At 64.7% G+C, this 24,353-nt stretch carries 24 protein-coding genes and 1 tRNA gene; 18 read left to right on the forward strand and 7 right to left on the reverse strand.

Annotated elements, in window-relative coordinates:
• Positions 1 to 1,338: 1,338 nt before the first annotated feature.
• The 5 genes from H0S73_RS21475 to H0S73_RS21495 all read left to right on the forward strand — a co-directional run bounded on the left by H0S73_RS21475 (position 1,339) and on the right by H0S73_RS21495 (position 5,197).
• Positions 1,339 to 2,025 carry a recombinase family protein gene (locus H0S73_RS21475; RefSeq protein ID WP_181054043.1) on the forward strand — a complete coding sequence of 229 codons (687 nt, stop codon included), beginning with the start codon at positions 1,339 to 1,341 and terminating at the stop codon, positions 2,023 to 2,025.
• 573 nt (positions 2,026 to 2,598) lie between these two features.
• The gene (locus H0S73_RS21480; RefSeq protein WP_181054044.1) at positions 2,599 to 2,865 is read left to right on the forward strand and encodes a hypothetical protein; all 267 of its coding nucleotides are present in this window, start codon (positions 2,599 to 2,601) and stop codon (positions 2,863 to 2,865) included.
• The gene (locus H0S73_RS21485) at positions 2,862 to 3,356 is read left to right on the forward strand and encodes a ribonuclease H family protein (protein ID WP_181054045.1); all 495 of its coding nucleotides are present in this window, start codon (positions 2,862 to 2,864) and stop codon (positions 3,354 to 3,356) included. Before H0S73_RS21480 ends, H0S73_RS21485 begins: the two co-directional genes overlap by 4 nt.
• Before the next feature lie 98 nt (positions 3,357 to 3,454).
• Complete coding sequence (locus tag H0S73_RS21490; protein WP_181054046.1) at positions 3,455 to 4,117, forward strand: hypothetical protein; 663 nt, start codon at positions 3,455 to 3,457, stop codon at positions 4,115 to 4,117.
• 609 nt (positions 4,118 to 4,726) lie between these two features.
• A complete protein-coding gene (locus H0S73_RS21495; protein WP_181054047.1) occupies positions 4,727 to 5,197 on the forward strand; it encodes a hypothetical protein in 471 nt (156 codons plus the stop codon).
• A 117-nt stretch (positions 5,198 to 5,314) separates the two neighbouring features.
• On the opposite strand, the gene H0S73_RS21500 is transcribed toward H0S73_RS21495, so the two are convergent.
• Positions 5,315 to 6,556: a DUF6538 domain-containing protein gene (locus H0S73_RS21500; protein WP_181054048.1), complete on the reverse strand. Its 1,242-nt coding sequence runs from the start codon at positions 6,554 to 6,556 to the stop codon at positions 5,315 to 5,317.
• Between the two features lie 73 nt (positions 6,557 to 6,629).
• A tRNA-Glu gene (locus H0S73_RS21505) sits at positions 6,630 to 6,705 on the reverse strand.
• 95 nt (positions 6,706 to 6,800) lie between these two features.
• Here H0S73_RS21505 and H0S73_RS21510 point away from each other — a divergent pair.
• Both H0S73_RS21510 and rpoH read left to right on the forward strand, forming a co-directional pair.
• The gene (locus tag H0S73_RS21510; protein ID WP_181054049.1) at positions 6,801 to 7,799 is read left to right on the forward strand and encodes an RluA family pseudouridine synthase; all 999 of its coding nucleotides are present in this window, start codon (positions 6,801 to 6,803) and stop codon (positions 7,797 to 7,799) included.
• A 186-nt stretch (positions 7,800 to 7,985) separates the two neighbouring features.
• A complete protein-coding gene (gene rpoH / locus H0S73_RS21515) occupies positions 7,986 to 8,876 on the forward strand; it encodes an RNA polymerase sigma factor RpoH (RefSeq protein WP_181054050.1) in 891 nt (296 codons plus the stop codon).
• 75 nt (positions 8,877 to 8,951) lie between these two features.
• On the opposite strand, the gene H0S73_RS21520 is transcribed toward rpoH, so the two are convergent.
• A complete protein-coding gene (locus H0S73_RS21520; protein WP_181054051.1) occupies positions 8,952 to 10,139 on the reverse strand; it encodes a histidine kinase in 1,188 nt (395 codons plus the stop codon).
• 34 nt (positions 10,140 to 10,173) lie between these two features.
• Positions 10,174 to 11,466, reverse strand: a complete 1,293-nt coding sequence (locus tag H0S73_RS21525) for an adenylosuccinate synthase (RefSeq protein WP_181054052.1) — start codon at positions 11,464 to 11,466, stop codon at positions 10,174 to 10,176.
• Between the two features lie 887 nt (positions 11,467 to 12,353).
• On the opposite strand from H0S73_RS21525, the gene H0S73_RS21530 reads away from it, so the two are divergent.
• The gene (locus tag H0S73_RS21530) at positions 12,354 to 13,262 is read left to right on the forward strand and encodes a bifunctional transcriptional activator/DNA repair enzyme AdaA (RefSeq protein ID WP_246389141.1); all 909 of its coding nucleotides are present in this window, start codon (positions 12,354 to 12,356) and stop codon (positions 13,260 to 13,262) included.
• A gap of 31 nt (positions 13,263 to 13,293) precedes the next feature.
• Here H0S73_RS21530 and H0S73_RS21535 read toward each other — a convergent pair whose 3' ends face one another.
• Positions 13,294 to 13,662, reverse strand: a complete 369-nt coding sequence (locus H0S73_RS21535; RefSeq protein ID WP_181054054.1) for a hypothetical protein — start codon at positions 13,660 to 13,662, stop codon at positions 13,294 to 13,296.
• 368 nt (positions 13,663 to 14,030) lie between these two features.
• On the opposite strand from H0S73_RS21535, the gene dnaK reads away from it, so the two are divergent.
• The 10 genes from dnaK to H0S73_RS21585 all read left to right on the forward strand — a co-directional run bounded on the left by dnaK (position 14,031) and on the right by H0S73_RS21585 (position 22,798).
• A complete protein-coding gene (dnaK, locus tag H0S73_RS21540; RefSeq protein WP_181054055.1) occupies positions 14,031 to 15,947 on the forward strand; it encodes a molecular chaperone DnaK in 1,917 nt (638 codons plus the stop codon).
• 208 nt (positions 15,948 to 16,155) lie between these two features.
• Positions 16,156 to 17,304: a molecular chaperone DnaJ gene (gene dnaJ / locus H0S73_RS21545; RefSeq protein WP_181054056.1), complete on the forward strand. Its 1,149-nt coding sequence runs from the start codon at positions 16,156 to 16,158 to the stop codon at positions 17,302 to 17,304.
• 65 nt (positions 17,305 to 17,369) lie between these two features.
• Positions 17,370 to 17,993, forward strand: coding sequence for an rRNA adenine N-6-methyltransferase family protein (locus H0S73_RS21550; RefSeq protein WP_181054057.1), 624 nt, complete (start codon positions 17,370 to 17,372; stop codon positions 17,991 to 17,993).
• Positions 17,994 to 18,001: 8 nt separating this feature from the next.
• Positions 18,002 to 18,730, forward strand: a complete 729-nt coding sequence (gene pyrF, locus H0S73_RS21555; RefSeq protein ID WP_181054058.1) for an orotidine-5'-phosphate decarboxylase — start codon at positions 18,002 to 18,004, stop codon at positions 18,728 to 18,730.
• Positions 18,731 to 18,785: 55 nt separating this feature from the next.
• A complete protein-coding gene (locus tag H0S73_RS21560) occupies positions 18,786 to 19,073 on the forward strand; it encodes a DUF1330 domain-containing protein (RefSeq protein WP_114947455.1) in 288 nt (95 codons plus the stop codon).
• A 4-nt stretch (positions 19,074 to 19,077) separates the two neighbouring features.
• The gene (locus tag H0S73_RS21565; RefSeq protein ID WP_181054059.1) at positions 19,078 to 19,380 is read left to right on the forward strand and encodes a DUF1330 domain-containing protein; all 303 of its coding nucleotides are present in this window, start codon (positions 19,078 to 19,080) and stop codon (positions 19,378 to 19,380) included.
• Between the two features lie 197 nt (positions 19,381 to 19,577).
• Positions 19,578 to 20,384 (forward strand): 4-hydroxy-tetrahydrodipicolinate reductase, encoded by an 807-nt coding sequence (gene dapB / locus H0S73_RS21570; protein ID WP_181054420.1) that lies wholly within the window; start codon positions 19,578 to 19,580, stop codon positions 20,382 to 20,384.
• 40 nt (positions 20,385 to 20,424) lie between these two features.
• Positions 20,425 to 21,045 (forward strand): 2,3-bisphosphoglycerate-dependent phosphoglycerate mutase, encoded by a 621-nt coding sequence (locus H0S73_RS21575; protein ID WP_181054060.1) that lies wholly within the window; start codon positions 20,425 to 20,427, stop codon positions 21,043 to 21,045.
• Positions 21,046 to 21,192: 147 nt separating this feature from the next.
• Positions 21,193 to 21,813, forward strand: a complete 621-nt coding sequence (locus H0S73_RS21580) for an alpha-ketoglutarate-dependent dioxygenase AlkB family protein (RefSeq protein ID WP_181054061.1) — start codon at positions 21,193 to 21,195, stop codon at positions 21,811 to 21,813.
• Between the two features lie 46 nt (positions 21,814 to 21,859).
• Entirely contained in the window at positions 21,860 to 22,798 is a 939-nt protein-coding gene (locus H0S73_RS21585) for a hypothetical protein (protein ID WP_181054062.1), read from the forward strand.
• Between the two features lie 46 nt (positions 22,799 to 22,844).
• Here H0S73_RS21585 and H0S73_RS21590 read toward each other — a convergent pair whose 3' ends face one another.
• Together H0S73_RS21590 and grpE are read right to left on the reverse strand one after the other, a co-directional pair.
• A complete protein-coding gene (locus H0S73_RS21590; protein ID WP_343058431.1) occupies positions 22,845 to 23,480 on the reverse strand; it encodes a trimeric intracellular cation channel family protein in 636 nt (211 codons plus the stop codon).
• Positions 23,481 to 23,692: 212 nt separating this feature from the next.
• Positions 23,693 to 24,310: a nucleotide exchange factor GrpE gene (gene grpE / locus H0S73_RS21595; RefSeq protein ID WP_181054063.1), complete on the reverse strand. Its 618-nt coding sequence runs from the start codon at positions 24,308 to 24,310 to the stop codon at positions 23,693 to 23,695.
• Between the last annotated feature and the right edge of the window lie 43 nt (positions 24,311 to 24,353).

The following is a 24,353-nucleotide window of genomic DNA, read 5'->3' on the forward strand; positions in this document are numbered from 1 at the left end:
TGCGGCATCGCCCCACCCCATAACAGCTGCTCCTCACCGAGCTGACGCAAAGCGCGGCCTGCCTCGCGCTCGCGCGACTCTTGGTCTTGTGTGCCGATGAGCTCAAGCTCAGCGAGCGTTGCCACACGCACGCGCGACACATCGACTGCATCGCCTGTGGTCCATGCGTCATCGAGTGCGGAGGGCACACTGCGGGCGTACTCCACGAGCAAGCTGCGCATGCGTTGTGCTACATCCTTATTGTCCGCTACCTCCACGCGGTCGGCAATGCGAAGGCACGCCGTCAGATGGTCGGCACGAGGGCTCAGCGGGCCCACGATCCGTTGCGTTAGCGGCCAGCTGGACAGAGCGAGGCGACCACGGCCCGCCAAAAACCACGGCCCCTCAAGAGAGGGCACCAAGTAGGTTTCGCGCCGCGACCCGGAAGACCAGGACCTATATTCATCTCGTCGGACTGACGCGAGAGCTCGCACATCGAAAGGCTCCCCAGTGCGTGCTTCCGCATATGCAGCAATCTGCTTCGGCGAGCTCGGAACCGACAGGTCGGTCAGCGCCGCTATAGTCCGCTCCCTCGCGCTGGGGCTCCTTGGCCGCGACGGCCGCTTGTGCTGACGCAGGCCGAGTCGACGGGCACGCGCCCAAACGCTCTCCGCCTCCTTTTGCAGACGCGATGAAGCTTCGAAGTCACCGCGACGCAACGCGTCCGCAGCTTGGTCGGCCAGCTTGGCAGCATCATTCAGAGCTTTGGCAAGATCATCACTCATGAGGCACAATCTACCAGACTTTTTCCAGATTTCAAGCCCGCTTCCAGATAGAGTCTGGAGCTTATCTGGATACCTCGTAATTTCGTGCGACTTATGAGGGTCGATAGTTAGAGTTGTGAAACCGGCTGGAGCTCCGTACCGCCCAAGCCGTGTTCGGGACGAGCTCTATTGAGGTCGCTCCATATCCCTCTGGTGGGTTCACGCCGATTTTTCAAAGTAATTGTTCGCTCGATTTCCGACCTGCGATCGGCGATGTGTTCCCCCCTCTGGGGTGCCGCAAATGGCGTTGGCCCAGCGGCATTTTAGAAAGCAAGTCTGTTCCATTGCTTCTTCCCTCAGCCCCGAGAAGAGCGTCCGATAGGGCATTCTAACGGCCACCACGAGAACGTGCGTGGGTTAAGTCCGCACAGGTTCCATCCGGGCTTGTGGCAGGCTCAGTACGGACACCGCATTATCGGGCATACCGAAGACGACGACAGAGGCCGCAATAGCGAGTCGTGACAGTCACAACGTCCGTTGACAAATGCCACAGCGGCCGATTAGATCGTCCTCAACATCGAGGAGATCCCGACTGATGCCCACCACCAAGTATGTCCTGTACTACCGCGTTTCGACCGAGGAACAGGGGAAGAGTGGCCTCGGCTTGGAGGCACAACATCGGGACATCACCCTCTACCTAGAGACCTATAGCCCCACACCTTGGGAAATCGTGGGGGAGTTCACGGACATCGAGAGCGGAGCCAACAGCAGCCGCCCCGAGTTGACCAAGGCCATCGAGCTTGCACGGAAGTCCAAGGCGGTCCTGCTCGTATCGAAGCTGGATCGTCTCAGCCGCAAGGTCTCCTTCATCGCGGCCCTAATGGAGGACAGGCGCCTGACCTTCCGGGTCGCCTCGATGCCCCACGCTGATGCTTTCCAACTCCACATCTACGCAGCGTTGGCCGAGCAGGAGCGAGCCTTTATCAGCCTCCGGACCAAAGCAGCCCTACAGGAAGCCAAGGCCCGAGGCGTTAAGCTAGGTGGACTCCGGGATACCACCATGAAGCGCAACGCCGTGAGGATGGAGCAGGCCCAGGCGCAGGCCGAGGCATGGCGTGGGGTTGTTGAGCCCCTACACCACGCCGGGAAGTCTTTGCGGGAGATCGCCGCAGCCCTGAACGCAGCCGGGATCAAGACAAGCCGTGGAGGCGAATGGCAGGCCAAGACCGTGAGCCGTGTCATCGAAAGACTCACCATCGGGGACACGCAGGAAGCCGCTTAGCGGGGCCGTGGAGAGACATCGGAGAAACCTGATAGGCACGGACCACCGGATGCCCTCAAGCCAACCAGCGGACTTCGCAACGGGGTTCCTGAGAGGCGAGAACGCAGGGGACTAGAGGTGGACATCAGATCCCCTGCGAAACCGGAAGAAGTCTCAACAAGATCAAGGCCTGGTCACACCGAAGGGACACGTTGTGACGAATTAAAGGGGCACTACGCAGAAGAAGCGCCCCAAGCTTGTGACATTCAACTGGCTCACAACGCAGGACAGATGCCGGGACGGCATGAGCGAGGTTCTTGAGGAAATCCCTCGGGAGCCTTTTCTAATTTCGGCAGCAGCTCGGTCTCAAATCCCCTTTCCGTGACGTTCAACAGCGGCACATTGCAGAGCAACGCCAGGACGGTGGCATTCGTCAGAGCGCCACCTTGCCCACCTCAAGCGGCGACCGCATCCCCCAATCAAGCTGCTCTGTTTTGAAACTCAGGCCCCTTGTCTCACTCGCCGGAGGCATGGGTTTTCCTTTCAAAATGTAAGAGCAGACAGAACAACCCACCCCAACAACAAGGAACCCCGATGATCAAGAACCGCACCAAGCCGACGCTCTATCGTGTTCGGAACCAAGCTCTCACGAGCCACAATTTCAAGCTTTCCGCAGTGGACCTTCAGAGGCTCGCAAAGATCCGGCAGGCGTTCGAGGAGAAGCATGGAGTGATGGTGTCGACCAGCATCGCCCTTTCTCTTGCGCTCGAAGGAATGGCCGAGGAGATCGCCGCAGGGACCCTCAGGACAAACCGCGAGGTTTCTGAAGGGCTTTTCCGCATGAAGGAAGCAGCACGATGAACGCCTCACCAGAATGGCGCGTGTGGTGCGACGGCAGCGCCCTGAACAACCCAGGCCCAGCAGGCTTCGGGGTCTACATCGAGCAGAGCAACGATGAACGGTGGACCCTCCACGGATCAAGCAGGAACACGACGAACAATCGCGCCGAGCAATACGCATTCCTCCAAGCCGTCCTAGCGGTCCCTGAATACCAGCCCGCAATCATCCGCACCGATAGTGAGTATGTTGTGAAGGGATGCACCGAACGACGCAAGAGTTGGCAGGATCGAGGCATGAGGACCGCAGCAGGAAAGCCCCTCGTTAACACAGACCTATGGAAGCTCATTTGGGAAGCGGTCGACCAACGCCCACTAGTCCGCATCAAGTGGACCAAGGGACATGCTGACGATCAGGGAAACGTCATCGCCGATCGCACAGCCCGGGAGGCGGCGCAGCGAGTGAAGCAGACCGGGAAGCGCGAGGATCTGATCCGCACCGAACTTCACGCCTAGCTCACCTAGTGAACAACTAAAGGCCGACACATGGGGCCCCGCCGGAACACCACCGAGCGGGGCCTTTGCACATCCAAGAACAGCAGCAGGAACAACCAATGTTCTACACCATCGAACGCTTCGACCGGACTAGCGGGGAACTCACCGAGACCGAAGAGAACTGGCTCACCGTGACCGAGGTCGGGCAGCTTTACAGGGTTGGCAACCGGACCACCCGCGCGATCCTTCATCACATGGGATTGTTGCAGCAGGAGCGTGGTCGCTACCGCCTGACACAACACGCCGTGAAGACCGGGCTTGGCAGGCGTCACGATAAGACGAAGTCAGGCAATCCCTTCGACGCAATCTCGCCCCTCGGGCAGGCCAAGATCGCAGAGGCTTGGAACATGACCGTTCAGGATTATGCGGCGGAACTCTCGAAGACCACTTGCATGACCGTAGCGCGTGAAGCCCTGGACAAGTTCAGAACTACCCGCCGCAACCCGATCACGCCCGAGGCGGAAGTCTCATGGCTGATTGACCATTTCTCAAGGCTCACACACGACCACATCGCGACCCTCGTGGAAATCACACAGCCCCTCGTTTCCCGCTATGCGAAGGCCCGTGCGAAGCGCCGAGCGTTCTACATTAAGAAGATGGTAGAGGAGCACCTGGAGGATCTGGGCCGCCCCACTGCGGATCGAGACGAGGTCGCCCAGACCCTCGACTTCTACACGGGCGCTCCATGCCAAACGACCGCGCCGGAAGCTATCGCAGCGTAACTATGGTTCTTTCTCGGCGTGTAATGAGCTTTAGTTATAATTACCGCTTCTACGACAATACACCGCGAAACAGGTCATCCCTGAAGAAACAACAGGGATGGGAAGACACCTACCTCATTGCCTCCGCCTGCTGCCTTCACTCCTGTGTCTATCACCTCACAGGCCACCTCCCTTAAGACCGAGACACAGAACTAGGGAAGGGTGTCCTTTCAGGACCACCGCACAATCGAGCAACACGCGCAGCAATAGAAGCAGCGACACCCATCCACGTATGAGCTTGTGGTCTTTGAAGGCCATAGACGCTCACCCAGATCCCACCAAGGCCCTGCCAGGATCACCCTGAGCAGGGTCTTCTCATGTCAGCAGCACCATCGAAAGACAGCACCAACTATGCCAAACACAACGCCCATCCGCCGGGGGTTCAGCCAATGCTCCATTCCAGGATGCACCAACCCGACCCGCTCTAGCGTATCGCCCCTCTGCACGAAGCATCACTCCCAAGCCCGAGTGCACGGCGACCCGCAACAAACCCTCGTCACCCGCCCCGAGCTTCGCGCCTATGAGGCTAGGGTTCGGAAGGTCATGGCCACGGGAAAGCAGGAACTAATCGTGTCGAGTCTCAATGAGATCACCCGACGCCTCGCCGAGCACGCCCAAGCGGAACTCGCTAGGTTCCACCGAGGCCACGCCATGAACCGTCATCTCGTCACCGCTTGTGATCAGATCGAGAAGGTGACCAAGAGTGTGGACAGTATCGAGACCGCGACCACGATTGCCGCCATGTTCCTGCTGCGGGATCAGCAGCCGAGGAGGTTCGTCTCCGATCAAGGGTTCATAGGACAGACCGTGAGGCAGTTTAGATTGCCGTCAGGGATTGCGCGGGGCACGACCTACGATCAGCGCAAGGACAAGACGGTTGGCTGGTTCCGCCCCCTCAGTCGCAAGACCACGGAGGTGATCGGGCGGATCATGGTCGAAGCCTACAAACCGTGGCTGGTCCACATCCAAGCCGCAGAGAAGAGGCTCACGGAGGAGGAGCAGCGTGTGTCTCGCGACCTCGCCGCAGCCTTCGCATTCTAACGCCAGCACACCGAGGAGCAGGAGGTCTTGGCGGCCCCTGCCCCCTCGCTCGCGAGATTATTTCCTTGTCTGAGTCTTTGAGGTGGGAGGCCATACCTCGATACCCCCGGCCCACCTTCAGTCTAACTTGAAGTGAACCCGCTCGACCCACTCGCGGAGAGCCGCCGCGTCCCTATGCTTGGAATAGACGCGGTAGCTTATGGAGATCGGGGAGTGTCCCAGGAGGCGGACAGCCGTAAGCTCAGGACAGCCCATGCGTTCCAGAGCCCCCGCGAAGTTCTTCCTCAGGGAGTGAAACACCTTGCCGTCGCCGAGTTTCAGGTGATCGAGCTTTCGACCGAAGGCCACCGAGGCGGCAGACGCCTTGAGACCATTGGGTATCACCACGTCAGCAAGCCGGGGATGCACAGGGATCACACGGGCGGCGTTGTCGGTCTTACCCTGCCCATCGGGTAGGACGTAGCAGTCGACCCCATCGATGTCCATGCGGACCACCTGGAAGACTTCCGAGAGACGAAGGCCTGAGAACAGCGAGACCATCGCGGCAGCTTTGAGGTCGTCCCGCCCGTCGAGAGCCTTGAAGACGGCCTTGAGTTCACCGCTAGTGAAGGGATGGTAGGTCTCCCGCCCGCCGCTGTGCTTCTTCCCAAGTCCCTTGACGAGATCCTTGAAGGGGTTGAGCGGGGGCTTCTCATCCATGCGGCAGTCCCAATCGACCAGATGGGAAAGCACCGTGGCGTATCTTTGAACGGTATCCCGAGCCTTGCCCTTGCCAACCTCCTCCAGCCACTCAAGGGCCTTGCGCCGAGTAACGCCCCGGAGAGGCCGATCCCCATGCTTCTCAATCCAAAGGTCCACAGCCTTGCGGTAGTTCGCGGCAGTCGTAGGGGAACGCTTGGGGTTCGCCTCAAGGTAGGAGGCCAAGATCGCGGAGACGGGCTCACGACCCGCGATGAAGTCTTGAAGCGCCTCGACCCGCTCGTCCTTGTCCGGTCCCCGGTAGGCCTCGACTTGGTCGATCAGTGCGTCAACCGCCGGGTTGGTCATGGGCTCGCCAGTCAGGACATTCACGTCCTCGGCCGGCCCCGCAACCTTAAGCCGGGACAGGAAGGCCGCATACCCCGAAGCCTCAGGAGCGGGAGCCTCCTCTTGGAAGCGACCCCGAGCCCAAGTCACGACATCCCAACGACGCCGCTGAGCCTCCCGCAGGTCGGAGGTCTCAAGGGTTCGACGAAGGTACGGACCCAAGCGGGGGCGCAGCCGGTTAGGCACGGGAACCCGAGCGTACCAGCGGGAGCCGATGCGTTGGAGATACTGAAGGTCGTGGGGATCGAAGGAACGGGAGGAGCGTTTGGACATGCCACAAGAATCGCCCGGAGCGAGTCTGTAGGCAAGTCCTGTAGGCAAAGAAAGGGCCAGAACCCTAAACCTTTGGCGCTCCCTAGGGGACTCGAACCCCTGTTTTCGCCGTGAGAGGGCGACGTCCTAGACCGCTAGACGAAGGGAGCTAGCAAGGTGGAGGCCGTTCGTATAACCACCCTTCGAAAGGCCTTCAAGTCCTTTTGCTGAAAAAAGCGGACGGCCCAGGTAAAATGAGGATGCGGTGAACGACGCGACGCGCCAGGAATGGCTCTTGGAAGACGATGTACCGGCCGAACGGCTGGACCGGGTATTAACGCGCCTTCATGCCGACCTGTCGCGAAGCCGCCTGCAGGCACTCATTCGTGATGGGCAGGCTGCCGTCGACGGCGTGCCGGTCCTCGACCCGAACCGAAAGGTCGGCGGTGGCGCCCGGATCGCCCTGACCGTGCCCCCCCCCGTTCCGGCCGAGCCGGTCGGCGAGGCGATCGACCTCGCCATCGTCTACGAAGACGACGATGTCATCGTCATCGACAAACCGGCAGGCCTCGTGGTTCATCCGGCGGCGGGTCACGATTCCGGCACGCTGGTGAACGCCCTTATCGCCCATTGCGGGGAAAGCCTGTCGGGGATCGGCGGCGTGAAGCGGCCCGGCATCGTCCATCGCCTCGACAAGGATACGTCCGGGCTCCTGGTCGTCGCCAAGAACGACCTCGCCCATCAGGCGCTCGCCGCGCAATTCGCCGACCATGGCCGAACGGGCCCTCTGGAGCGCGCCTATCTGGCGATCCTCTGGGGTATTCCCGAGCGGCGGCGGGGAACCGTCGAGGCGGCGCTCGCCCGCAGCACCCACAATCGGGAAAAGATCGTCGTGGTGGGCGAGGATCGCGGCCGCTACGCCATCACCCATTACGAAGTTCTGGAAGGCCTGCCCCCAGGACAACCGATCGCGAGCCTGGTCCGGTGCGAGCTGGAGACGGGACGCACCCATCAGATCCGGGTTCACATGGCCCATCTCGGCCATCCGCTCCTGGGCGACGCGACCTACGGGTCGGGCTTCAAGACCAAGGCGAACCGCCTTTCGGAGCCGCAGAAGGAGGCGCTGGGCGCCCTCGGCCGGCAGGCTCTGCACGCTGCGATCCTCGGCTTCGAGCATCCGCGCAGCGGGGAATTCCTGCGCTTCGAGAGCCCCCTGCCCGCGGACATGGCCAGGCTTCTCCAGGCTTTGCGAACAGAGATTTAGCGTCAATCGGTCGCAAAATCAGGTTCCGCGGGCACCCTTGCGAGTCTGGAGCGTTCACCACGTCTTGAAGCCTGACGCCTCTATTCGGACACGGTTGAACCGATTATATAGGGAGCAGGGTGGCCAGCCATGGAGGGGGCCGCCCCAGGCTTGCCTCGTGGTGAGGGAGCCAAAGGAGGAGAAAAGATGGCTACAGCGCTTCCGGTGCTTGCCAATGAAGGGGGCCTTTCGCGCTATCTCGACGAGATCCGTCGCTTCCCCATGCTTGAGCCGCATGAGGAATACATGCTCGCCAAACGTTGGCGCGAGCATGGAGATCGCGAAGCGGCCCATAAGCTCGTGACATCACATCTGCGCCTCGTCGCCAAGATCGCCATGGGCTATCGCGGCTACGGTCTGCCGATCGGCGAGGTCGTATCGGAAGGCAATGTCGGCCTCATGCAGGCCGTCAAGCGCTTCGAGCCCGACAAGGGCTTCCGCCTCGCCACATATGCCATGTGGTGGATCAAAGCGGCCATTCAAGAGTACATCCTGCGGTCCTGGTCGCTCGTGAAGATGGGCACCACGGCGAACCAGAAGAAACTGTTCTTCAACCTGCGCAAGGCGAAGGGCCGCATCTCCGCGTTCGAGGAAGGCGATCTTCGCCCCGAGCACGTGAAGCAGATCGCCACGCAGCTCGGAGTGACCGAACAGGACGTGGTGGACATGAACCGCCGTCTCGGCGGCGATGCGTCCCTCAACGCGCCCTTGCGCGATGAAGGCGAAGGCGGCGGCGAGTGGCAGGATTGGCTGGTCGACAGCGGCCAGAGCCAGGAGCAGGGGCTGGTCGAGGAGGAAGAAGGCCAGAACCGCCTGAGCGCGCTCCGCTCCGCGCTGTCCGTGCTCAATCCGCGCGAGCGCCGCATCTTCGAGGCGCGCCGCCTGTCGGACGACCCGATTACCCTCGAGGAACTCTCCACCGAGTTCGGCGTGTCCCGCGAACGGGTCCGTCAGATCGAGGTCCGGGCGTTCGAGAAAGTCCAGGAAGCGGTCAAGAAGAACCTGACCCAGATCGAGACCTCGTCGGCCGAGGCTTAAGCTCGGCCGGCTTCGAGACCATGAAAAAAGCCGCGCTGCATGCGCGGCTTTTTTGTTGTCGAGGGTGGGTCCGCCCTACTGCCACTGATTGAAGGCGTCGTTGAGGATCTGGGTGCCGGACCCGCCCTTCTCGAAGCTCAGGATGGCGCGTTGGCCGGATGCCATGCGGACCGGCAGGTCGATCCAGTTGCGGCGCACGAACAGCTGGGTGTTGCGCGCGATATCGACCTGAAGGTTCGAGAGGCCGATCAGGAAGAGGTTTTCGCGCACGGGAACCGGCAATCCGGCCACGGGCGTTCCGCGAGCGGCTTCCTCATCCTTGAACTGCAGCAATCCCACGTCCCGGATGACGCGGTTCGCATCGCCCTGGCGCGTGGTGAAGGTGAGTTCGACCGTGTGCGAGGCGGGCAAGGTCGTGTCGAGGTTGCGCCTCAGCACCATGCGCATGGTCAGACCGGCGTCGGGCACCTCGATCAGGGCGCTGACCGCTTTCTCGAGCGCCTGCCCCTGCCCGGGATTCACGTCCTCCAGGCGCCAGGTGACGCGTCCGACCAGCGCCTTGGGTGTCTGTGGGTTGGTCGGGTCCTCCTCGTAGAAGACCGCGCGCTGCACCGCGCCCGCTTCCTGGCGGGGCGCCGTGGCGGGAGCGGTCGCAGGAGGAGCCTGGCCGCCGACACGCTCGTTGATCTTGGCATCGGCCGGCGGCGCCGGCTGCTGCGGCGCCTCCGCAACGGGTGCTTCGGGAGCGAGGTTTTCCGGTTTGTCGCGCCACAGGAACGCGAAGGCCGCGATCGCCGCGATCACGAGCGCCAGCACCGATCCGAAGATGATGGTCCGCGTCCGTCCCTTGCTCTGCATGGCCGGATGCGGACGGCTGTCGACCTTGGGACGTGCCACCGCGGGCTCGGCATAGGTCTCTTCGGCTTCTTCCTCTGCGGCAGGCTGAGGAGCGGGCGCCCGCAGGCCATGGACGGAACCTCGGGACGCCGCAGGAGCCGGCTGATCGTCCGCCAGCATGTGCGAGAAGGCGTCGGCATCGAACCCGGCCGGCGGCGCGCTGTAATCCGCCTCGACGCGGGTAATGGCGTCGTCGAGGGAACGGCTCTCCTGCTGGATTTCCGCCTCGCTCAACGGCGGGTTGAGAGAGCGCAGCTGTGCGATCAGAGCCGTGCGGGCGCGCTCATAGACAGCGCGCCGCTTGTCGGGATTCTGCTCGGGCAAGCCTTCGACGGCTCGTGCGATGAGAGGGTAATAATCTGCCATTTCTCTCTGGGAATGACCCGCCGTGGCTCCGCCGTCAACCCTCAAAGGGGTTCTTCATGAGGATTGTGTCGTCACGCTCCGGCGAGGTGGAGAGCACGGCGACGGGCGCCCCGATCAGTTCCTCGATCCGGCGGACATACTTGATGGCCTGCGCCGGCAGGTCGGCCCAGGAGCGTGCTCCCGCGGTCGAGCCGCTCCAGCCCTCGATCTCCTCGTAGATCGGCTCGACGCGCGCCTGGGCGCCCTGGCTGGCCGGAAAATAGTCGATCGTTTCGCCGTCGAGCTTGTAGCCGGTGCCGATCTTGATGGTCTCGAAGCCGTCGAGGATGTCGAGCTTGGTGAGCGCGATGCCGTCGATGCCGGAGGTGCGCACGGTCTGGCGCACGAGCGTGGCGTCGAACCAGCCGCAGCGGCGCTTGCGGCCCGTCACCACGCCGAATTCCTTGCCCTTCTGGCCAATCAGCTCACCGGTCTCGTCGAACAGCTCGGTCGGGAACGGCCCCTCGCCGACGCGGGTCGTGTAGGCCTTGGCGATGCCGAGCACGTAGCCGACGCCGCCCGGGCCCAGGCCCGAGCCGGTCGCCGCCTGTCCGGCCACCGTGTTGGAGGAGGTGACGAAGGGATAGGTGCCGTGGTCAACGTCGAGCAGCGCGCCCTGCGCGCCCTCGAACAGGATGCGCTTGCCGGCCCGGCGCTCGTCGTCGAGCAGGCGCCACACGGCATCCATGTAGGGCAGCACCTTCGGGGCGATGGAGGCGAGCTCCTCGTAGATCGCATCCGCGCCGAACTCATCGAGGCCGAAGCCGCGGCGGAGCGCGTTGTGATGGGTGAGCAGCCGCTCGATCTTGTCGCGCAGGGCCGAGAGATCGGCGAGATCCATGAGGCGGATGGCGCGGCGGCCGACCTTGTCTTCGTAGGCCGGACCGATGCCGCGCTTGGTGGTGCCGATCTTCGTGCCGGCGCTGCCGCTTTCGCGCAGCGCATCGAGCTCGCGGTGGATGGAAAGAATCAGCGTGGCGTTCTCGGCCACGCGCAGGTTGTCGCGGGAGATCGAGACACCCTGCTCCTTCAGACGCTCCACTTCGCCGGCGAGCGCATGCGGATCGAGCACGACGCCGTTGCCGATGACGGAGAGCTTGCCCGGACGCACGACGCCGGAGGGGAGCAGCGACAGCTTATAGACCTTGTCGCCGATCACGAGGGTATGGCCGGCATTGTGCCCGCCCTGGAACCGCACGACCACGTCCGCCTGTTCGGACAACCAATCGACGATCTTTCCCTTGCCTTCGTCGCCCCACTGGGCGCCCACGACAACTACGTTCGCCATCGTTCAAGCCTCACATAAAAAAACCCCGGCGCAAGGCCAGGGTCGGTCAAAAACCTTGCAAACCCTCATGGTGGATCACGCGCCTCAGGTCAAGGCGGAATGAGCCTCGATCTCAACATGGTACTCCTCACGCACGGCGGGAATGTGTTTTCCATTCGAAACCAAGAAGCCAGCCCCTTTGGGCCCGCAGCGTGCGCTGCGAGCCTGAAGGTCAGTCGAGGGAGGGTGCGGTGCATCGCCCGGCTCGCTGTGAGAGTGAGAGTGGAAGAGCCGGACGGCGCCTCGCACGCGGTTCTTTTCAGGTGGACCAGCTGGGGAGCGCCCAAGGTCGACCTCCCGCGACCACAGGCGTGCGAGACCTGCGGCGGGACCGCCTCCCGCCCCGCACTGGCTAACGCCTCGCGAGCGCGCCCCTCGGCGGGCGGGAATGCGAACGATATAGCCGAGCTTGTCCGCCCTGTCAAGAACAAAGTGAGAACATGCCATCCGCCCGACGATCCCTCCTCGCGTCATGACCGGGCTTGGCCCGGCCGCCCACGTCTTCAACCCGCTTCAAGACGTGGGGGCCGCAACACGGGCGGCCGTGACGGGGTGAGTGTCATCCCCGGCGAGCCGAAGGCGAGGGAAGGGGATCCATGGCGTTGCGCCTGATCGTGGATTCCCTTCCCGTCCGATGGCTTCGCCATGTCCGGCCGGGAATGACAGCGATGACACCTCACCGAAGCGGGATGGCCGGGACAAGCCCGGCCACGACGTGGAGGGTGTCATCCCGGCGCTTTCAATCACCTCCCTCGAGGCTTCCCTGAGACCTGTGCCTGGCGTCACAGAAATCGGGTGTCGCCCTCCTCCCCGGCTCGCTAGGATGAGTGTCAATCAGGATGAAAGCCATGCTGGATACGCTACGCGACATCACCATCGAACCGGGCGCGATCACGGTGCCCGACGAGCCGCATTCGGATTACGAGCGGGTGCGCCGGATCATCGCCTATATCTCCGAGCGCTGGCGCGATCAGCCCTCCCTGGAGGCGATCGCCGACCATGTGGGCCTGTCCACCACCCATGTGCACCACCTCTTCCGGCGCTGGGCGGGACTGAGCCCGAAGGCCTTCCTGCAGGCCCTGACCCTCGACAACGCCAAGGCGCTGCTCTCCGATTCCGCGAGCGTGCTCGACGCCACCTACGAGGTCGGCCTTTCGGGCCCGGCCCGGCTGCACGACCTCTTCGTGACCCACGAGGCCATGACCCCCGGGGATTACAGGACGGGCGGGCTGGGCCTCACCATGCGCTACGGCTTCCACCCCTCCCCCTTCGGCGAGGCGGTGCTGATCGCCACCGACCGGGGCCTCGCGGGCCTCGGCTTCGTGGATGACGACGATCGGCAGGCGGCCCTCTCGGACCTGACCCGGCGCTGGCCCAGGGCGACCTACATCGAGGACGAGGCCGCCACCCCCCCGCCGGCGCGGCGCCTCTTCAACCCGTCGCAATGGCAGGCGGAGCAGCCCCTGCGGGTGGTCCTCATAGGGACGGATTTCGAGGTCCGGGTCTGGCAGACCCTGCTGCGCATCCCCCGCGACAAGGCCACCACCTATTCCGACATCGCCCGCCATATCGGCAAGCCGTCCGCCTGCCGGGCCGTCGGCGCAGCCGTGGGCAAGAACCCGGTCTCCTTCGTGGTCCCCTGCCACCGGGTGCTCGGCCGCTCCGGAGCCCTGACCGGCTACCATTGGGGGCTTACGCGGAAACAGGCGATCCTGGGGTGGGAGGCGGGTCAGTCCCTGGGTGGGAAAGCGGCCTGAGGCTCGAAAGGCGGCCCGAGCCACCGGCGGCCTATCGGTCGCTCCGGTCAGGTGGGCTCGGCAGCGCCGCCGTGCTCGGCGGCAGCACCGCGCATTGCGTCACGTGGAACACGCTGTTGTCGACCCTCTGGTAAGCGCGGCCGCACCAGTGCCCTCCGCCCGTCTGTCCGGCATCTCCGAGCAGGCTCCGGTACTGGATCGTGTAACCCGGCACCTCGACCCATTCCCCGTCGACGAGCATCTGCACGCCGGTCGGGGTGATCCGGTAAGGCGCCGGGCGGCAATCCTGCTCGCTGCAGCAGCTGTTGCCCCAGGAATCCAGCAGATGGGAATAGATGTCGTGGGCTCGGGCCGGACTAGCCAGCCCCATGGCGATCAGGACGACGACAATCTGGGCCATTGGCCGCTTCCATAAGGAGCAGGTCGGCAGCGCTCTTGAGAGCGCCGGGGAACGCCACGAACCCTGATTCTACCGCAGGACGAGCAACGGGGATAGCCGGGCGCCCTGCCACAAAATCCCCGGAAAGGCTTGGTTTTGAGCCTCGTCGCCCCTCCCTTGCAGACATGCAACAGACGCAGGATCAGACGAATTGAGGCAATCTCACCTTCAGGATTGTCTTGCAGCCCCGAATGCCCCTTCTTATATCAGCGCCAGCAAGGGGCACGGCTCGGTCTGAGCCGGTCCCGGCTGACAGTCATCAACATGTAAGCCATGGGCCGAGCTGCTTTCAGGGCTCGGCGGTCTGCTTGAAAGTGAGGGATCCCGCCATGGGTAAGGTCATCGGTATCGACCTCGGCACCACCAACTCCTGCGTCGCTGTCATGGAAGGCACGACGCCCAAAGTCATTGAAAACGCGGAAGGCGCCCGGACGACCCCGTCCATCGTGGCCTTCACGGACGAAGGCGAGCGCCTCGTCGGCCAGCCGGCCAAGCGCCAGGCGGTCACGAACCCGTCGCGCACCTTCTTCGCCATCAAGCGCCTGATCGGCCGCACCTTCGACGATCCCATGACCAAGAAGGACATGGGCCTCGTTCCGTACCACATCATCCGGGGACCCAACGGCGACGCCTGGGTCGAGGCCGACGGCAAGCAGTATTCGCCCTCGCAGATCTCCGCCTTCACCCTTCAGAAGATGAAGGAGACGGCCGAGTCGTATCTCGGGCAGCCGGTCACCCAGGCCGTCATCACGGTCCCGGCCTATTTCAACGACGCCCAGCGTCAGGCCACCAAGGACGCCGGCAAGATCGCCGGCCTCGAGGTGCTGCGCATCATCAACGAGCCGACCGCTGCAGCCCTGGCCTACGGCCTGGACAAGAAGCAGACCGGCATGATCGCGGTCTACGACCTTGGCGGCGGCACCTTCGACGTGTCGGTCCTGGAGATCGGCGACGGCGTGTTCGAGGTGAAGTCCACCAACGGCGACACCTTCCTCGGCGGTGAAGACTTCGACATGCGCCTCGTCGAGTATCTCGCGGCCGAGTTCAAGAAGGAGCAGGGCATTGACCTGACCAAGGACAAGCTCGCCCTGCAGCGCCTGAAGGAAGCCGCCGAGAAGGCCAAGATCGAGCTCTCCTCGGCCCAGCAGACCGAGATCAACCTGCCCTACATCACGGCAGACGCCTCCGGTCCGAAGCACCTCGCCCTCAAGCTCTCGCGCGCCAAGTTCGAGCAGCTCGTGGACGACCTCGTGCAGAAGACCATCGAGCCCTGCCGCAAAGCCCTGAAGGACGCCGGCATCTCCGCCGGTGACATCGACGAGGTGGTTCTGGTCGGCGGCATGACCCGCATGCCGAAGATCCAGGAAGTCGTGAAGCAGTTCTTCGGCAAGGAGCCCCACAAGGGCGTGAACCCGGACGAGGTCGTGGCCATCGGCGCGGCGATCCAGGCCGGCGTGCTCCAGGGCGACGTGAAGGACGTGCTGCTCCTCGACGTGACCCCGCTGTCGCTCGGCATCGAGACGCTCGGCGGCGTGTTCACCCGCCTGATCGACCGCAACACGACGATCCCGACCAAGAAGAGCCAGGTGTTCTCGACCGCGGAAGACAACCAGAACGCGGTCACCATCCGGGTCTTCCAGGGCGAGCGCGAGATGGCGGCGGACAACAAGCTGCTCGGCCAGTTCGACCTCGTGGGCATTCCACCCGCGCCGCGCGGCGTGCCGCAGATCGAGGTGACCTTCGACATCGACGCGAACGGCATCGTGAACGTCACGGCGAAGGACAAGGCGACCGGCAAGGAGCACCAGATCCGCATCCAGGCTTCGGGCGGCCTGTCCGATTCCGACATCGAGAAGATGGTGAAGGACGCCGAGGCTCATGCCGAGGAAGACAAGAAGCGCCGCGAGGTCGTCGAGGCGAAGAACCAGGGCGAGAGCCTGATCCACGCCACCGAGAAGTCCCTGACGGAATACGGCGACAAGGTCTCCGAGTCCGACAAGCAGGGCATCACGACCGCCATCGACGCGCTCCGCCAGGCCCTGGCCGGTGAGGACGCCGAGGTGATCAAGGCCCGCACCACGGACCTGATGCAGGCTTCCATGAAGCTCGGCGAAGCCATGTATGCCGCCCAGGCGAATGCCGGCGAAGGCGGCGAGCAGGCCTCGGCCGAGGAGCCGAAGAAGGACGACGTCATCGACGCCGACTTCCAGGAAGTCGACGAGGGCGACAAGAAGAAGCGCGCCTAATTCGATGCGCACCTTCTGACGAATTCGGCACCCGGTTTCGTGACCGGGTGCCGTTTTCATGAAACGAGCTTAAACACACCCATGACCGATCAACAGACCGCTTCCCGCGATGTTCTGGAAAAGGCTTCCAGAGCCTTTTCCTGTGCAGCGCGCGCGAAAGGGTCCGGCACAATGATGGAGCACATCGACGCTCCGAGGGGCGCCTGACATGTCCAAGCGCGATTATTACGAGGTTCTCGGCGTCGCGAAGACCGCCAGCGAAGCGGAAATGAAATCCGCCTTCCGCAAGCTCGCAATGCAGTACCACCCGGACCGCAACCCGGGGGACCACGAGGCCGAGATCAAGTTCAAGGAAATCAACGAGGCCTACCAGACCCTGTCCGACGGGCAGAAGCGCGCGGCCTACGACCGCTACGGCCATGCGGCCTTCGCCAATGGCGGCGCCGGTGCCGGCGGGCCGGGATTCGGCGGCGACTTCTCCGACTTCATGTCGGACATCTTCGAGAATTTCTTCGGCGAGACCGGACGCGGCGGCGGGCGGGGCCGGAGCACCGGCGGACGCGAGCGCGGCGCCGACATGCGCTACAACCTCGAAATCTCCCTCGACGAGGCCTTCAACGGCAAGACCGCCGAGCTGAAGATCCCGACCTCCATCACCTGCGAGGCCTGCTCGGGCTCGGGCGCGAAGCCGGGCTCCAAGCCCAAGACCTGCCCCACCTGCGGCGGCGCGGGCCGGGTGCGGGCGACGCAGGGCTTCTTCTCCATCGAGCGCACCTGCCCCAACTGCCACGGGCGCGGCGAGGTCATCGACGATCCCTGCGGCCAGTGCGGCGGCGCGGGCCGGGTCACCCGGGAGCGCACGCTCTCGGTCAACATCCCGGCGGGCGTCGAGGACGGCACGCGCATCCGCCTGGCGGGCGAAGGCGAGGCCGGCCTGCGCGGCGGGCCGGCGGGCGATCTCTACATCTTCCTGTCCCTGAAACCCCATCCGTTCTACCAGCGCGACGGGGCGGACCTGTTCTGCCGGGTGCCGATCTCCATGGTGACGGCGGCGCTCGGGGGCGAGTTCAGCGTTCCGACGCTGAGCGGCACCGATGCGCTCGTGAAGGTTCCCGAAGGCACCCAGACCGGCAAGCAGTTCCGCCTGAGGGGCAAGGGCATGCCGGTGCTGCGCTCGCGGGACGTGGGCGACCTCTACATCCAGGTTGTTGTGGAAACTCCGCAGAAGCTGACCAAGCGCCAGCGCGAGCTCCTGATGGAGTTCGACCAGGAATGCTCCAAGGAAAACCACCCGGAAAGTTCGGGCTTTTTCTCCCGCTTCCGGGAGTTTATCGACGGGCTCGGCGGATCAACTTAACTTGACGGTCGTTTTCATTGGGTTCTAAACAGCGAACGTGATCCGCCGCGCAAGGGGTCTTCTCAGTGCATCAGTCGTTTCAACGGCCAACGACCCGGAAGATCCCCTTCAAGAAGGATCGCTTCCAGGATGAGGCCCGGTTCCTGCGCTCCTGGCTCGAGCGGCCCCTCGTCATCGGGGCCGTGACCCCTTCCGGCAAGATCCTGGCCCGGACCATGGCGTCCTATGTGGATCCGCGCATTCCCGGCCCGGTCGTCGAGCTCGGCCCCGGCACGGGTCCGGTAACCGATGCCCTGATCCGGCGCGGCGTGGCGCAGGAGCGGCTTGTCCTGATCGAGTTCAACCCCGAATTCTGCCAGCTCCTGAAGCGCCGCTTCCCGAAGGCGACAATCATCCAGGGCGATGCCTACGACCTCAAGGAAACGCTCTCCGGCATCCTGAAGGAGCCGGCGGCCGCCACCGTCTCCAGCCTGCCGCTCTTCACCAAGCCCATGGACCAGCGCCTGGAGCTTCTGGAAGCCGCCCAGGCGCTGATGCACCCGAACGCGCCCTTCATCCAGTTCACCTACGCGGTGGTGCCCCCGATTCCGGCACGCTCGCAATCCTACAAGGCCAGAGCCTCCAACCGGATCTGGCGCAACCTGCCCCCGGCCCGCGTCTGGGTCTACAACAAGGTCAACCATCCATGAGCGCCGCGATGTCTCTTCCGCCGAATCCCATTCCCGCAGGAGACATTCGCGACAAGCTCATCATCGGCCTCGACGTTCCCTCCGTCGAGGAGGCCCGCGCCATCGTCGCGCGGATCGGGGATGCGGGTACCTTCTACAAGATCGGCTACCAGCTCGCCTATGCGGGCGGCTTCGAGTTCGCCCGCGAGCTGATCGGCCAGGGCAAGAAGGTCTTTCTCGACCTGAAGCTCCACGACATCGGCAACACCGTGGAGGAAGGCGTGCGCTCGGTCGCCCGCCTCGGCGCCACGTTCCTGACCGTCCACGCCTATCCGCAGACCATGCGCGCGGCGGTGGCCGGGAAGGCGGGATCGTCCCTGAAGATCCTCGCCGTGACCGTGCTCACCTCCTACGACAACAACGACTTGGTCGAGGCGGGCTACGCCCCCGTGACGGCGGCGGAACTCGTCGCCCGCCGCGCCGGACAGGCGCGCGACCTCGGCATCGACGGGATCGTCTGCGCGGCCACGGAAGCGGAACGCGTCCGCGCCATCGTCGGCCCCGACCGGCTCATCGTCACACCGGGCATCCGGCCTGCCGGAGCGGATGCGGGCGACCAGAAGCGCGTCGTGACACCGGCGCAAGGCATCCGACTCGGCGCCGACCACCTCGTGGTGGCCCGGCCCATCGTGAAGGCTGCCGACCCGCGCGCCGTCGCCGAGGCGATTGTGCGGGACATCGCCGACGTGAAGGCTTGACGCTGCGGCGTCTCTGGCGTTCGCTGCGCCTCCCGAAAATCAACAGGAGCGCCTCATGCCCAAAGGCTATGTCATTGCCCGCGTGACCGTCACGAACCCCGAAGCCTATGCGGAATATGCCAAGGGGGCGACGGAGGCGATCCGCCAGTATGGCGGTCGGCCGCTCGTGCGCGGCGGCGCCTACGAGGCGCTTGAGGGCGAGGCCCGGCCCCGCAACGTGGTGATCGAGTTCGACTCGGTCGAGCAGGCCCGGACTTATTACCATTCGCCGGAATATCAGGCGGCGAAGGCCAAGCGCGAAGGCGCCTGCGTGGCGGAATTCGTGCTCGTGGAAGGAGCCTGAGGCCATGAAGGGCTATTGGATCGGCCGCGTCGACGTCTCGAACCCCGACGCCTATCAGAATTACGTGAAGGCAAACGCCGTCCCCTTCGCCAAGTACGGCGCCCGCTTCCTGGTGCGCGGCGGCGCCTACCGGGTCGCCGAGGGCGAGGCCCGCGCCCGCAACGTGGTGATCGAGTTCCCGAGCTACCAGGCGGCCCTGGAATGCTGGGACTCGCCCGAGTACCAGGCGGCCAAGGCCCACCGCGACGGCCACGCGGTCGCCGACATCATCATCATCGAGGGCTACGAGGGCCCGCAGCCGGGGTAGAAGCGCAACGCCCCTCTCCCCTTTGCGGGAGAGGGGCAGCTTGTGGCGAACTCTCCCCCCTCTCCCGTCCCTCGCTGACGAGAGGGCCACCCTCTCCCGCTTCGGGGAGAGGGGTAGAACGCACCTCCACGCTTCTCAGCCTTCCCCTGAGCGGCTATACCCTGAGCCCGGAACAACAGGAGAGCTGCATGAGCGAGATGCGACTGGTCGTGGTGGGGGCTGCCGGACGCATGGGGCGCATGCTCATCAAGGCCGTGGCCGAGACGGAGGGCTGCACCCTTGTCGGCGCCATCGAGCGGGAAGGATCTCCCGCGCTCGGACACGATGCCGGGCTTCTCGCCGGAACCGGCCTCCTCGACGTGGACGTGACGGACGATCCCCTCACCGTCTTCGCCCAGGCCGACGGCGTGCTCGATTTCACCGCGCCCGCCGCCACCACGGCCTTCGCCGCGCTCGCCGCCCAGGCGCGCATCGTCCACGTGATCGGGACCACGGGCCTTCAGGAGGCCGATTTCGCCAAGCTGGAGGCGGCCGCGCGTCACGCGCGCATCATCCAGTCCGGCAACATGTCGCTCGGCGTCAACCTGCTCGCGGGCCTCGTACGCAAGGTCGCGGCGACATTGGGCGAGGACTTCGACATCGAAATTCTCGAAATGCACCATCGCATGAAGGTCGATGCCCCTTCGGGCACGGCTCTCCTCCTCGGCGAGGCGGCGGCGGAAGGGCGCAGGGTCTCGCTGAAGGAGCGCTCAGTGCGCAGCCGCGACGGCCACACGGGAGCCCGCAATCCGGGCGATATCGGCTTCGCCACCCTGCGCGGCGGGACGGTGGTCGGCGAGCATTCGGTGATCTTCGCGGGCGCCGGCGAGCGCCTGGAGCTGTCGCACCGGGCCGAGGATCGCAGCATCTTCGCCCGCGGGGCCGTGAAGGCCGCGCTCTGGGGCTTCGACAAGAAGCCCGGCTATTACACCATGGCCAATGTTCTCGGCCTCGATCAGCTCTAAAACCCGCTTTCGACGAACATCCAAACGGAGACGCCACGACATGAACCGCCTTCTCGTCCTTGCACGCCACGGCCAGAGCGAATGGAACCTCAAGAACCTGTTCACCGGCTGGAAGGATCCGGGGCTCACCGAACTCGGCATCGAGGAGGCGCGCAATGCCGGCCGTCGGCTGAAGGAGATGGGCGTCCAGTTCGACATCGCCTTCACGTCCGACCTGTCCCGGGCTCAAGCCACCTGCAAGCTGATCCTGGAAGAAATCGGCCAGCCCAACCTGAAGACCATCGCGAACCAGGCCTTGAACGAGCGCGATTACGGTGATCTCTCCGGCCTCAACAAGGACGACGCCCGCGCCCGCTGGGGCGAGGAGCAGGTCCATGTCTGGCGCCGCTCCTACGACGTGCCTCCGCCCGGCGGCGAGAGCCTGAAGGATACGGTGGCCCGCGTGCTGCCCTACTACATCCGCGAGATCCTGCCTCGCGTCATGCGCGGCGAGCGCGTGCTGGTCGCCGCCCACGGCAACTCCCTTCGCGCCCTCGTGATGGTGCTCGACGGCCTGACATCCGAGACCATCCCAAGCCTCGAACTCGCGACGGGCATTCCGCTGGTCTACACCCTCAACGACGACACGACCGTGGCCGGCAAGAAGGTGCTGGAGGGGTAGAGTAAACCCTCAGCCCGACCACGCTCCGCGACGTCATGGCCGGCCTTGTGCCGGCCATCCCGCTTCAGTGAGGCTCGGCGCGCTTCCGATCGGGATCACCGGCACAAGGCCGGTGATGACGACGAGTGGCATGTGTCAGGATAGAAGATGACCTCCATCACCCTCGCCCCCGGCCTCACCTATTACCCCGACTATCTCGACCGTCAGGCCCAGGAGGAGCTGCTCCAGTCCCTGCGCGACATCACGCGCGAAGCCCCCCTGTTCACCCCGCGCATGCCGCGCACGGGAAAGCCGTTCTCCGTGCGCATGACCAATTGCGGCCCCCTCGGTTGGGTGTCGGACGTGGAGGGTTATCGCTATCAGCCGACGCATCCTGAAACGGGCCGTCCTTGGCCCGCCATGCCGGATCAGGTTCTGCGGACCTGGGAGGAGCTGAGCGAGTATCCGCACCCGCCCGATGCCTGCCTCGTCAATTTCTACGAGCCCTCGGCCCGGATGGGGCTGCACCAGGACAAGGACGAGGAAGAGTTCGCCGCGCCTGTCGTATCGCTTTCCCTGGGGGACACAGCCCTGTTCCGCTACGGCGGCTTGGACCGGAAGGATCCGACGAAATCCATCAGGCTCCGTTCCGGTGACGCGATCGTGTTCGGCGGGCCCGCGCGGTTGATCTATCATGGGATCGACCGTCTCATGACGGGAAGCTCGGACCTGCTGCCGCAGGGAGGGCGGCTCAATCTCACCTTGCGCAAGGTGGGAAAGCCGCTTTAGCTTCGAATGTGCAATGACCTGCAAGTTTCCTTTTAGAGAGGCATCCATGAAGGGTTTTGCAGCCGCTAGCCTGGCTCTCGTCCTGACGGCTCACGCCGCCTTAGCGGCCGAGCCGGTTTTCCCACCCGCCTCGCGGATCGGCATCGTGCCCCCTGAGGACATGATGGTCTCGAAGCGCTTCAGCGGCTTCGAGAGCGAGGAGAAGGCCGCCGCCATCAACTTCGTGGAGATGCCAGCGGCCGCCTACGGACAGGTGGTGAGCGGACTCACCAAGGAGGCCCTGAAGCGCCAGGGCATGAGCGAGACCTCCCGGGAGAACCTGCAGCTCGGCGCCCGGACGGGTGTGCTCATCGGCGGCACCATGGCGAGCCCCGTCCAGGGCCGCAAATGGGTGATGGCCGTCAAGGACGAGGATCTCACCGCCCTCGTGATCGCACAGGTGCGCGGCGGCCAGGACGGCTACAGCGAGGCTCAGATGCGGGAGGCTCTGAAGAGCATCGCCCTGCGCGGTCCGGTGTCCATCGACGAGCAGGTCTCCGCCCTGCCCTTCCGCCTCGGCGACAAGGCGGGCTTTCGCCCGGTTCGGGTGATGTCGGGCAACTCGGCCCTGTTCACGGACGGTCCGCAGGACACGATCAAGGCGGTGGAGCAGCCGATGGTCATCGTGGCGGCCGCCACGAACGTGCCTGTCCCGCCGGCCGAACGGCGCAGCCAGTTCGCCCGCGCGGCCCTGAACTCCAACCAGATCCTCAAGGATATCAAGATCGAGCGTTCCGAGTCCTTCCGCTTCAAGGGCCAGGACTGGCACGAGATCGTCGCCACGGCCTTGGAAGCCGAGTCGGGCCAGCCGATCGTGGTGATGCAGACGATCCGCTTCGAGCCCGACCGCTACGTCCGCCTGATCGGTCTCACCCGGGTCGAGCAGCGGGACCAGAACCTGCCCCGCTTCCGGACGATCATCGACGGGGTCGACACGAATCCCTGAAGCATCTTTACACGCAAAACCGGTTCCCACTTTTGCGTTCGATGCTTTAGTCCCGCTTCGGGAAGGCCGGCAGGGACCAGCCGCGCAAGAGGGCAAGCGCCCGGAGAATGAACGCGGCCGCGAAGCCCGCTGCGGCGCTCGCCAGTGGAGCGACGCCCGCCGCCTGCAGGGCGACCATCACGGACGCGCCCAGGGCCGCGGCCGTGACATAGATCTCCTGGCGCAGGACCAGGGGCGTCGTTCCGGCGAAGATATCGCGGATGATGCCGCCGAAGGTGGCCGTGATGGTGCCGAGCGCGATGGCCGAGAGGGCCGGAACCCCGGCCGCCAGCGCCTTGCCCGTGCCCGAGACGGCGAAGAGGGCCAGTCCCAGGGCATCGGCCCAGAGGAGAACCCGACCCCGGCGGCCGCCCTCCATCATGGCGACCCGCTTGGGCCCAAGGGCGAAGACGAGCTCGGCGACGATCAGGCAGACCAGCACGTCGGTCGGATCCCCGACCCAGAACACGGCCCGCGTGCCGATGAGCAGGTCCCTGACCGTTCCGCCGCCGACCCCCGTGAGGGTGGCCAGCAGGGCGAAGCCGAACGGATCCATGCCCTTGCGGGCCGCCATGAGGGCGCCGGACAGGGCGAAGACCGCGACGCCGATGGTCTCGAAAGGGATGCTTTGAAGGAAGTCCACCGGGAACACCTGCCGCAAGCCCGGACCTCATCCTGAGAAGCCGCGGAAAGCGGCGCCTCGCAGGAGGATCCAGAGAGCACTGGAGACGCCCTGATCCTTCGAGACGGCCACCGGGGCAACCTCCTCGGGATGAGGGCTTGAGTGGTGTCCGCTTACAGCATTTTCAGGCGAAGCGACTACCGCTACGCCTGAAAAACAGGGTAAGGCTCCGTTTACTGAGCCGTCGAGGAATTGTCCGTCGCTTCGGCCCCGTTGGCGGCAGCCTTCGGGCCGCCCTTGGAGACGCCGACGAGGGCCGGGCGCAGGACGCGCTCGCCGATCACGTAGCCAGACTGGACCACCTGCAGGACCGTGCCGTTCGGGACCTCCGCATTGGGGATCTCGAACATGGCCTGGTGCACGTTCGGGTCGAACTTCTGGCCCTGCGGGTCGAGCTTCTTGACGCCGTGGCGCTCAAGGGTCTTCAGGAGGTCGCGTTCGGTAAGGTCGATCCCCTCGATGAGCCCCTTGAAGGCGCCCTCGGCGGTGCTGCGGGCCTCCTGCGGGACGCTCTCGATGGCCCGGTGGATATTGTCGGCCACGTTGAGCATGTCGCGGGCGAAGTTCGCCACCCCATAGGTCCGCGCATCGGCGATCTCGCGCTCGGTGCGGCGGCGCAGGTTCTCCATGTCGGCCATCAGGCGCAGGAGTTTGTCCTTCAGGTCCGCCTTCTCGGCCTCGAGAACGGCAATCGGATCGGCCTCGGGCGCGGAAGCCGCTGCGGGAGCGGCGTCAGTGGCGGGCTCGGCCTGGGGGGCCGCATTGTGGTTTTCCGTGTCGTTCGGATTCATGGTCGATCAACTAAGCGTGGGAGAAAGAAAGGTTCGTGCCACA

This window comes from Microvirga mediterraneensis, from assembly GCF_013520865.1.
GTDB classification, from domain to species: domain Bacteria; phylum Pseudomonadota; class Alphaproteobacteria; order Rhizobiales; family Beijerinckiaceae; genus Microvirga; species Microvirga mediterraneensis.

What these genes read in the sequence shown, in the direction of transcription:
- H0S73_RS21480 (WP_181054044.1), top strand. Translation starts at nt 2,599, where the DNA reads ATGATCAAGAACCGCACCAAGCCGACGCTCTATCGTGTTCGGAACCAA.
- grpE (WP_181054063.1), bottom strand. Translation starts at nt 24,310, where the DNA reads ATGAATCCGAACGACACGGAAAACCACAATGCGGCCCCCCAGGCCGAG.
- H0S73_RS21535 (WP_181054054.1), bottom strand. Translation starts at nt 13,662, where the DNA reads ATGGCCCAGATTGTCGTCGTCCTGATCGCCATGGGGCTGGCTAGTCCG.
- H0S73_RS21560 (WP_114947455.1), top strand. Translation starts at nt 18,786, where the DNA reads ATGCCCAAAGGCTATGTCATTGCCCGCGTGACCGTCACGAACCCCGAA.
- H0S73_RS21580 (WP_181054061.1), top strand. Translation starts at nt 21,193, where the DNA reads ATGACCTCCATCACCCTCGCCCCCGGCCTCACCTATTACCCCGACTAT.
- dnaJ (WP_181054056.1), top strand. Translation starts at nt 16,156, where the DNA reads ATGTCCAAGCGCGATTATTACGAGGTTCTCGGCGTCGCGAAGACCGCC.
- H0S73_RS21530 (WP_246389141.1), top strand. Translation starts at nt 12,354, where the DNA reads ATGCTGGATACGCTACGCGACATCACCATCGAACCGGGCGCGATCACG.
- dnaK (WP_181054055.1), top strand. Translation starts at nt 14,031, where the DNA reads ATGGGTAAGGTCATCGGTATCGACCTCGGCACCACCAACTCCTGCGTC.
- H0S73_RS21585 (WP_181054062.1), top strand. Translation starts at nt 21,860, where the DNA reads ATGAAGGGTTTTGCAGCCGCTAGCCTGGCTCTCGTCCTGACGGCTCAC.
- H0S73_RS21565 (WP_181054059.1), top strand. Translation starts at nt 19,078, where the DNA reads ATGAAGGGCTATTGGATCGGCCGCGTCGACGTCTCGAACCCCGACGCC.
- H0S73_RS21485 (WP_181054045.1), top strand. Translation starts at nt 2,862, where the DNA reads ATGAACGCCTCACCAGAATGGCGCGTGTGGTGCGACGGCAGCGCCCTG.
- H0S73_RS21500 (WP_181054048.1), bottom strand. Translation starts at nt 6,556, where the DNA reads ATGTCCAAACGCTCCTCCCGTTCCTTCGATCCCCACGACCTTCAGTAT.
- rpoH (WP_181054050.1), top strand. Translation starts at nt 7,986, where the DNA reads ATGGCTACAGCGCTTCCGGTGCTTGCCAATGAAGGGGGCCTTTCGCGC.
- dapB (WP_181054420.1), top strand. Translation starts at nt 19,578, where the DNA reads ATGCGACTGGTCGTGGTGGGGGCTGCCGGACGCATGGGGCGCATGCTC.
- H0S73_RS21475 (WP_181054043.1), top strand. Translation starts at nt 1,339, where the DNA reads ATGCCCACCACCAAGTATGTCCTGTACTACCGCGTTTCGACCGAGGAA.
- H0S73_RS21490 (WP_181054046.1), top strand. Translation starts at nt 3,455, where the DNA reads ATGTTCTACACCATCGAACGCTTCGACCGGACTAGCGGGGAACTCACC.
- pyrF (WP_181054058.1), top strand. Translation starts at nt 18,002, where the DNA reads ATGTCTCTTCCGCCGAATCCCATTCCCGCAGGAGACATTCGCGACAAG.
- H0S73_RS21525 (WP_181054052.1), bottom strand. Translation starts at nt 11,466, where the DNA reads ATGGCGAACGTAGTTGTCGTGGGCGCCCAGTGGGGCGACGAAGGCAAG.
- H0S73_RS21575 (WP_181054060.1), top strand. Translation starts at nt 20,425, where the DNA reads ATGAACCGCCTTCTCGTCCTTGCACGCCACGGCCAGAGCGAATGGAAC.
- H0S73_RS21520 (WP_181054051.1), bottom strand. Translation starts at nt 10,139, where the DNA reads ATGGCAGATTATTACCCTCTCATCGCACGAGCCGTCGAAGGCTTGCCC.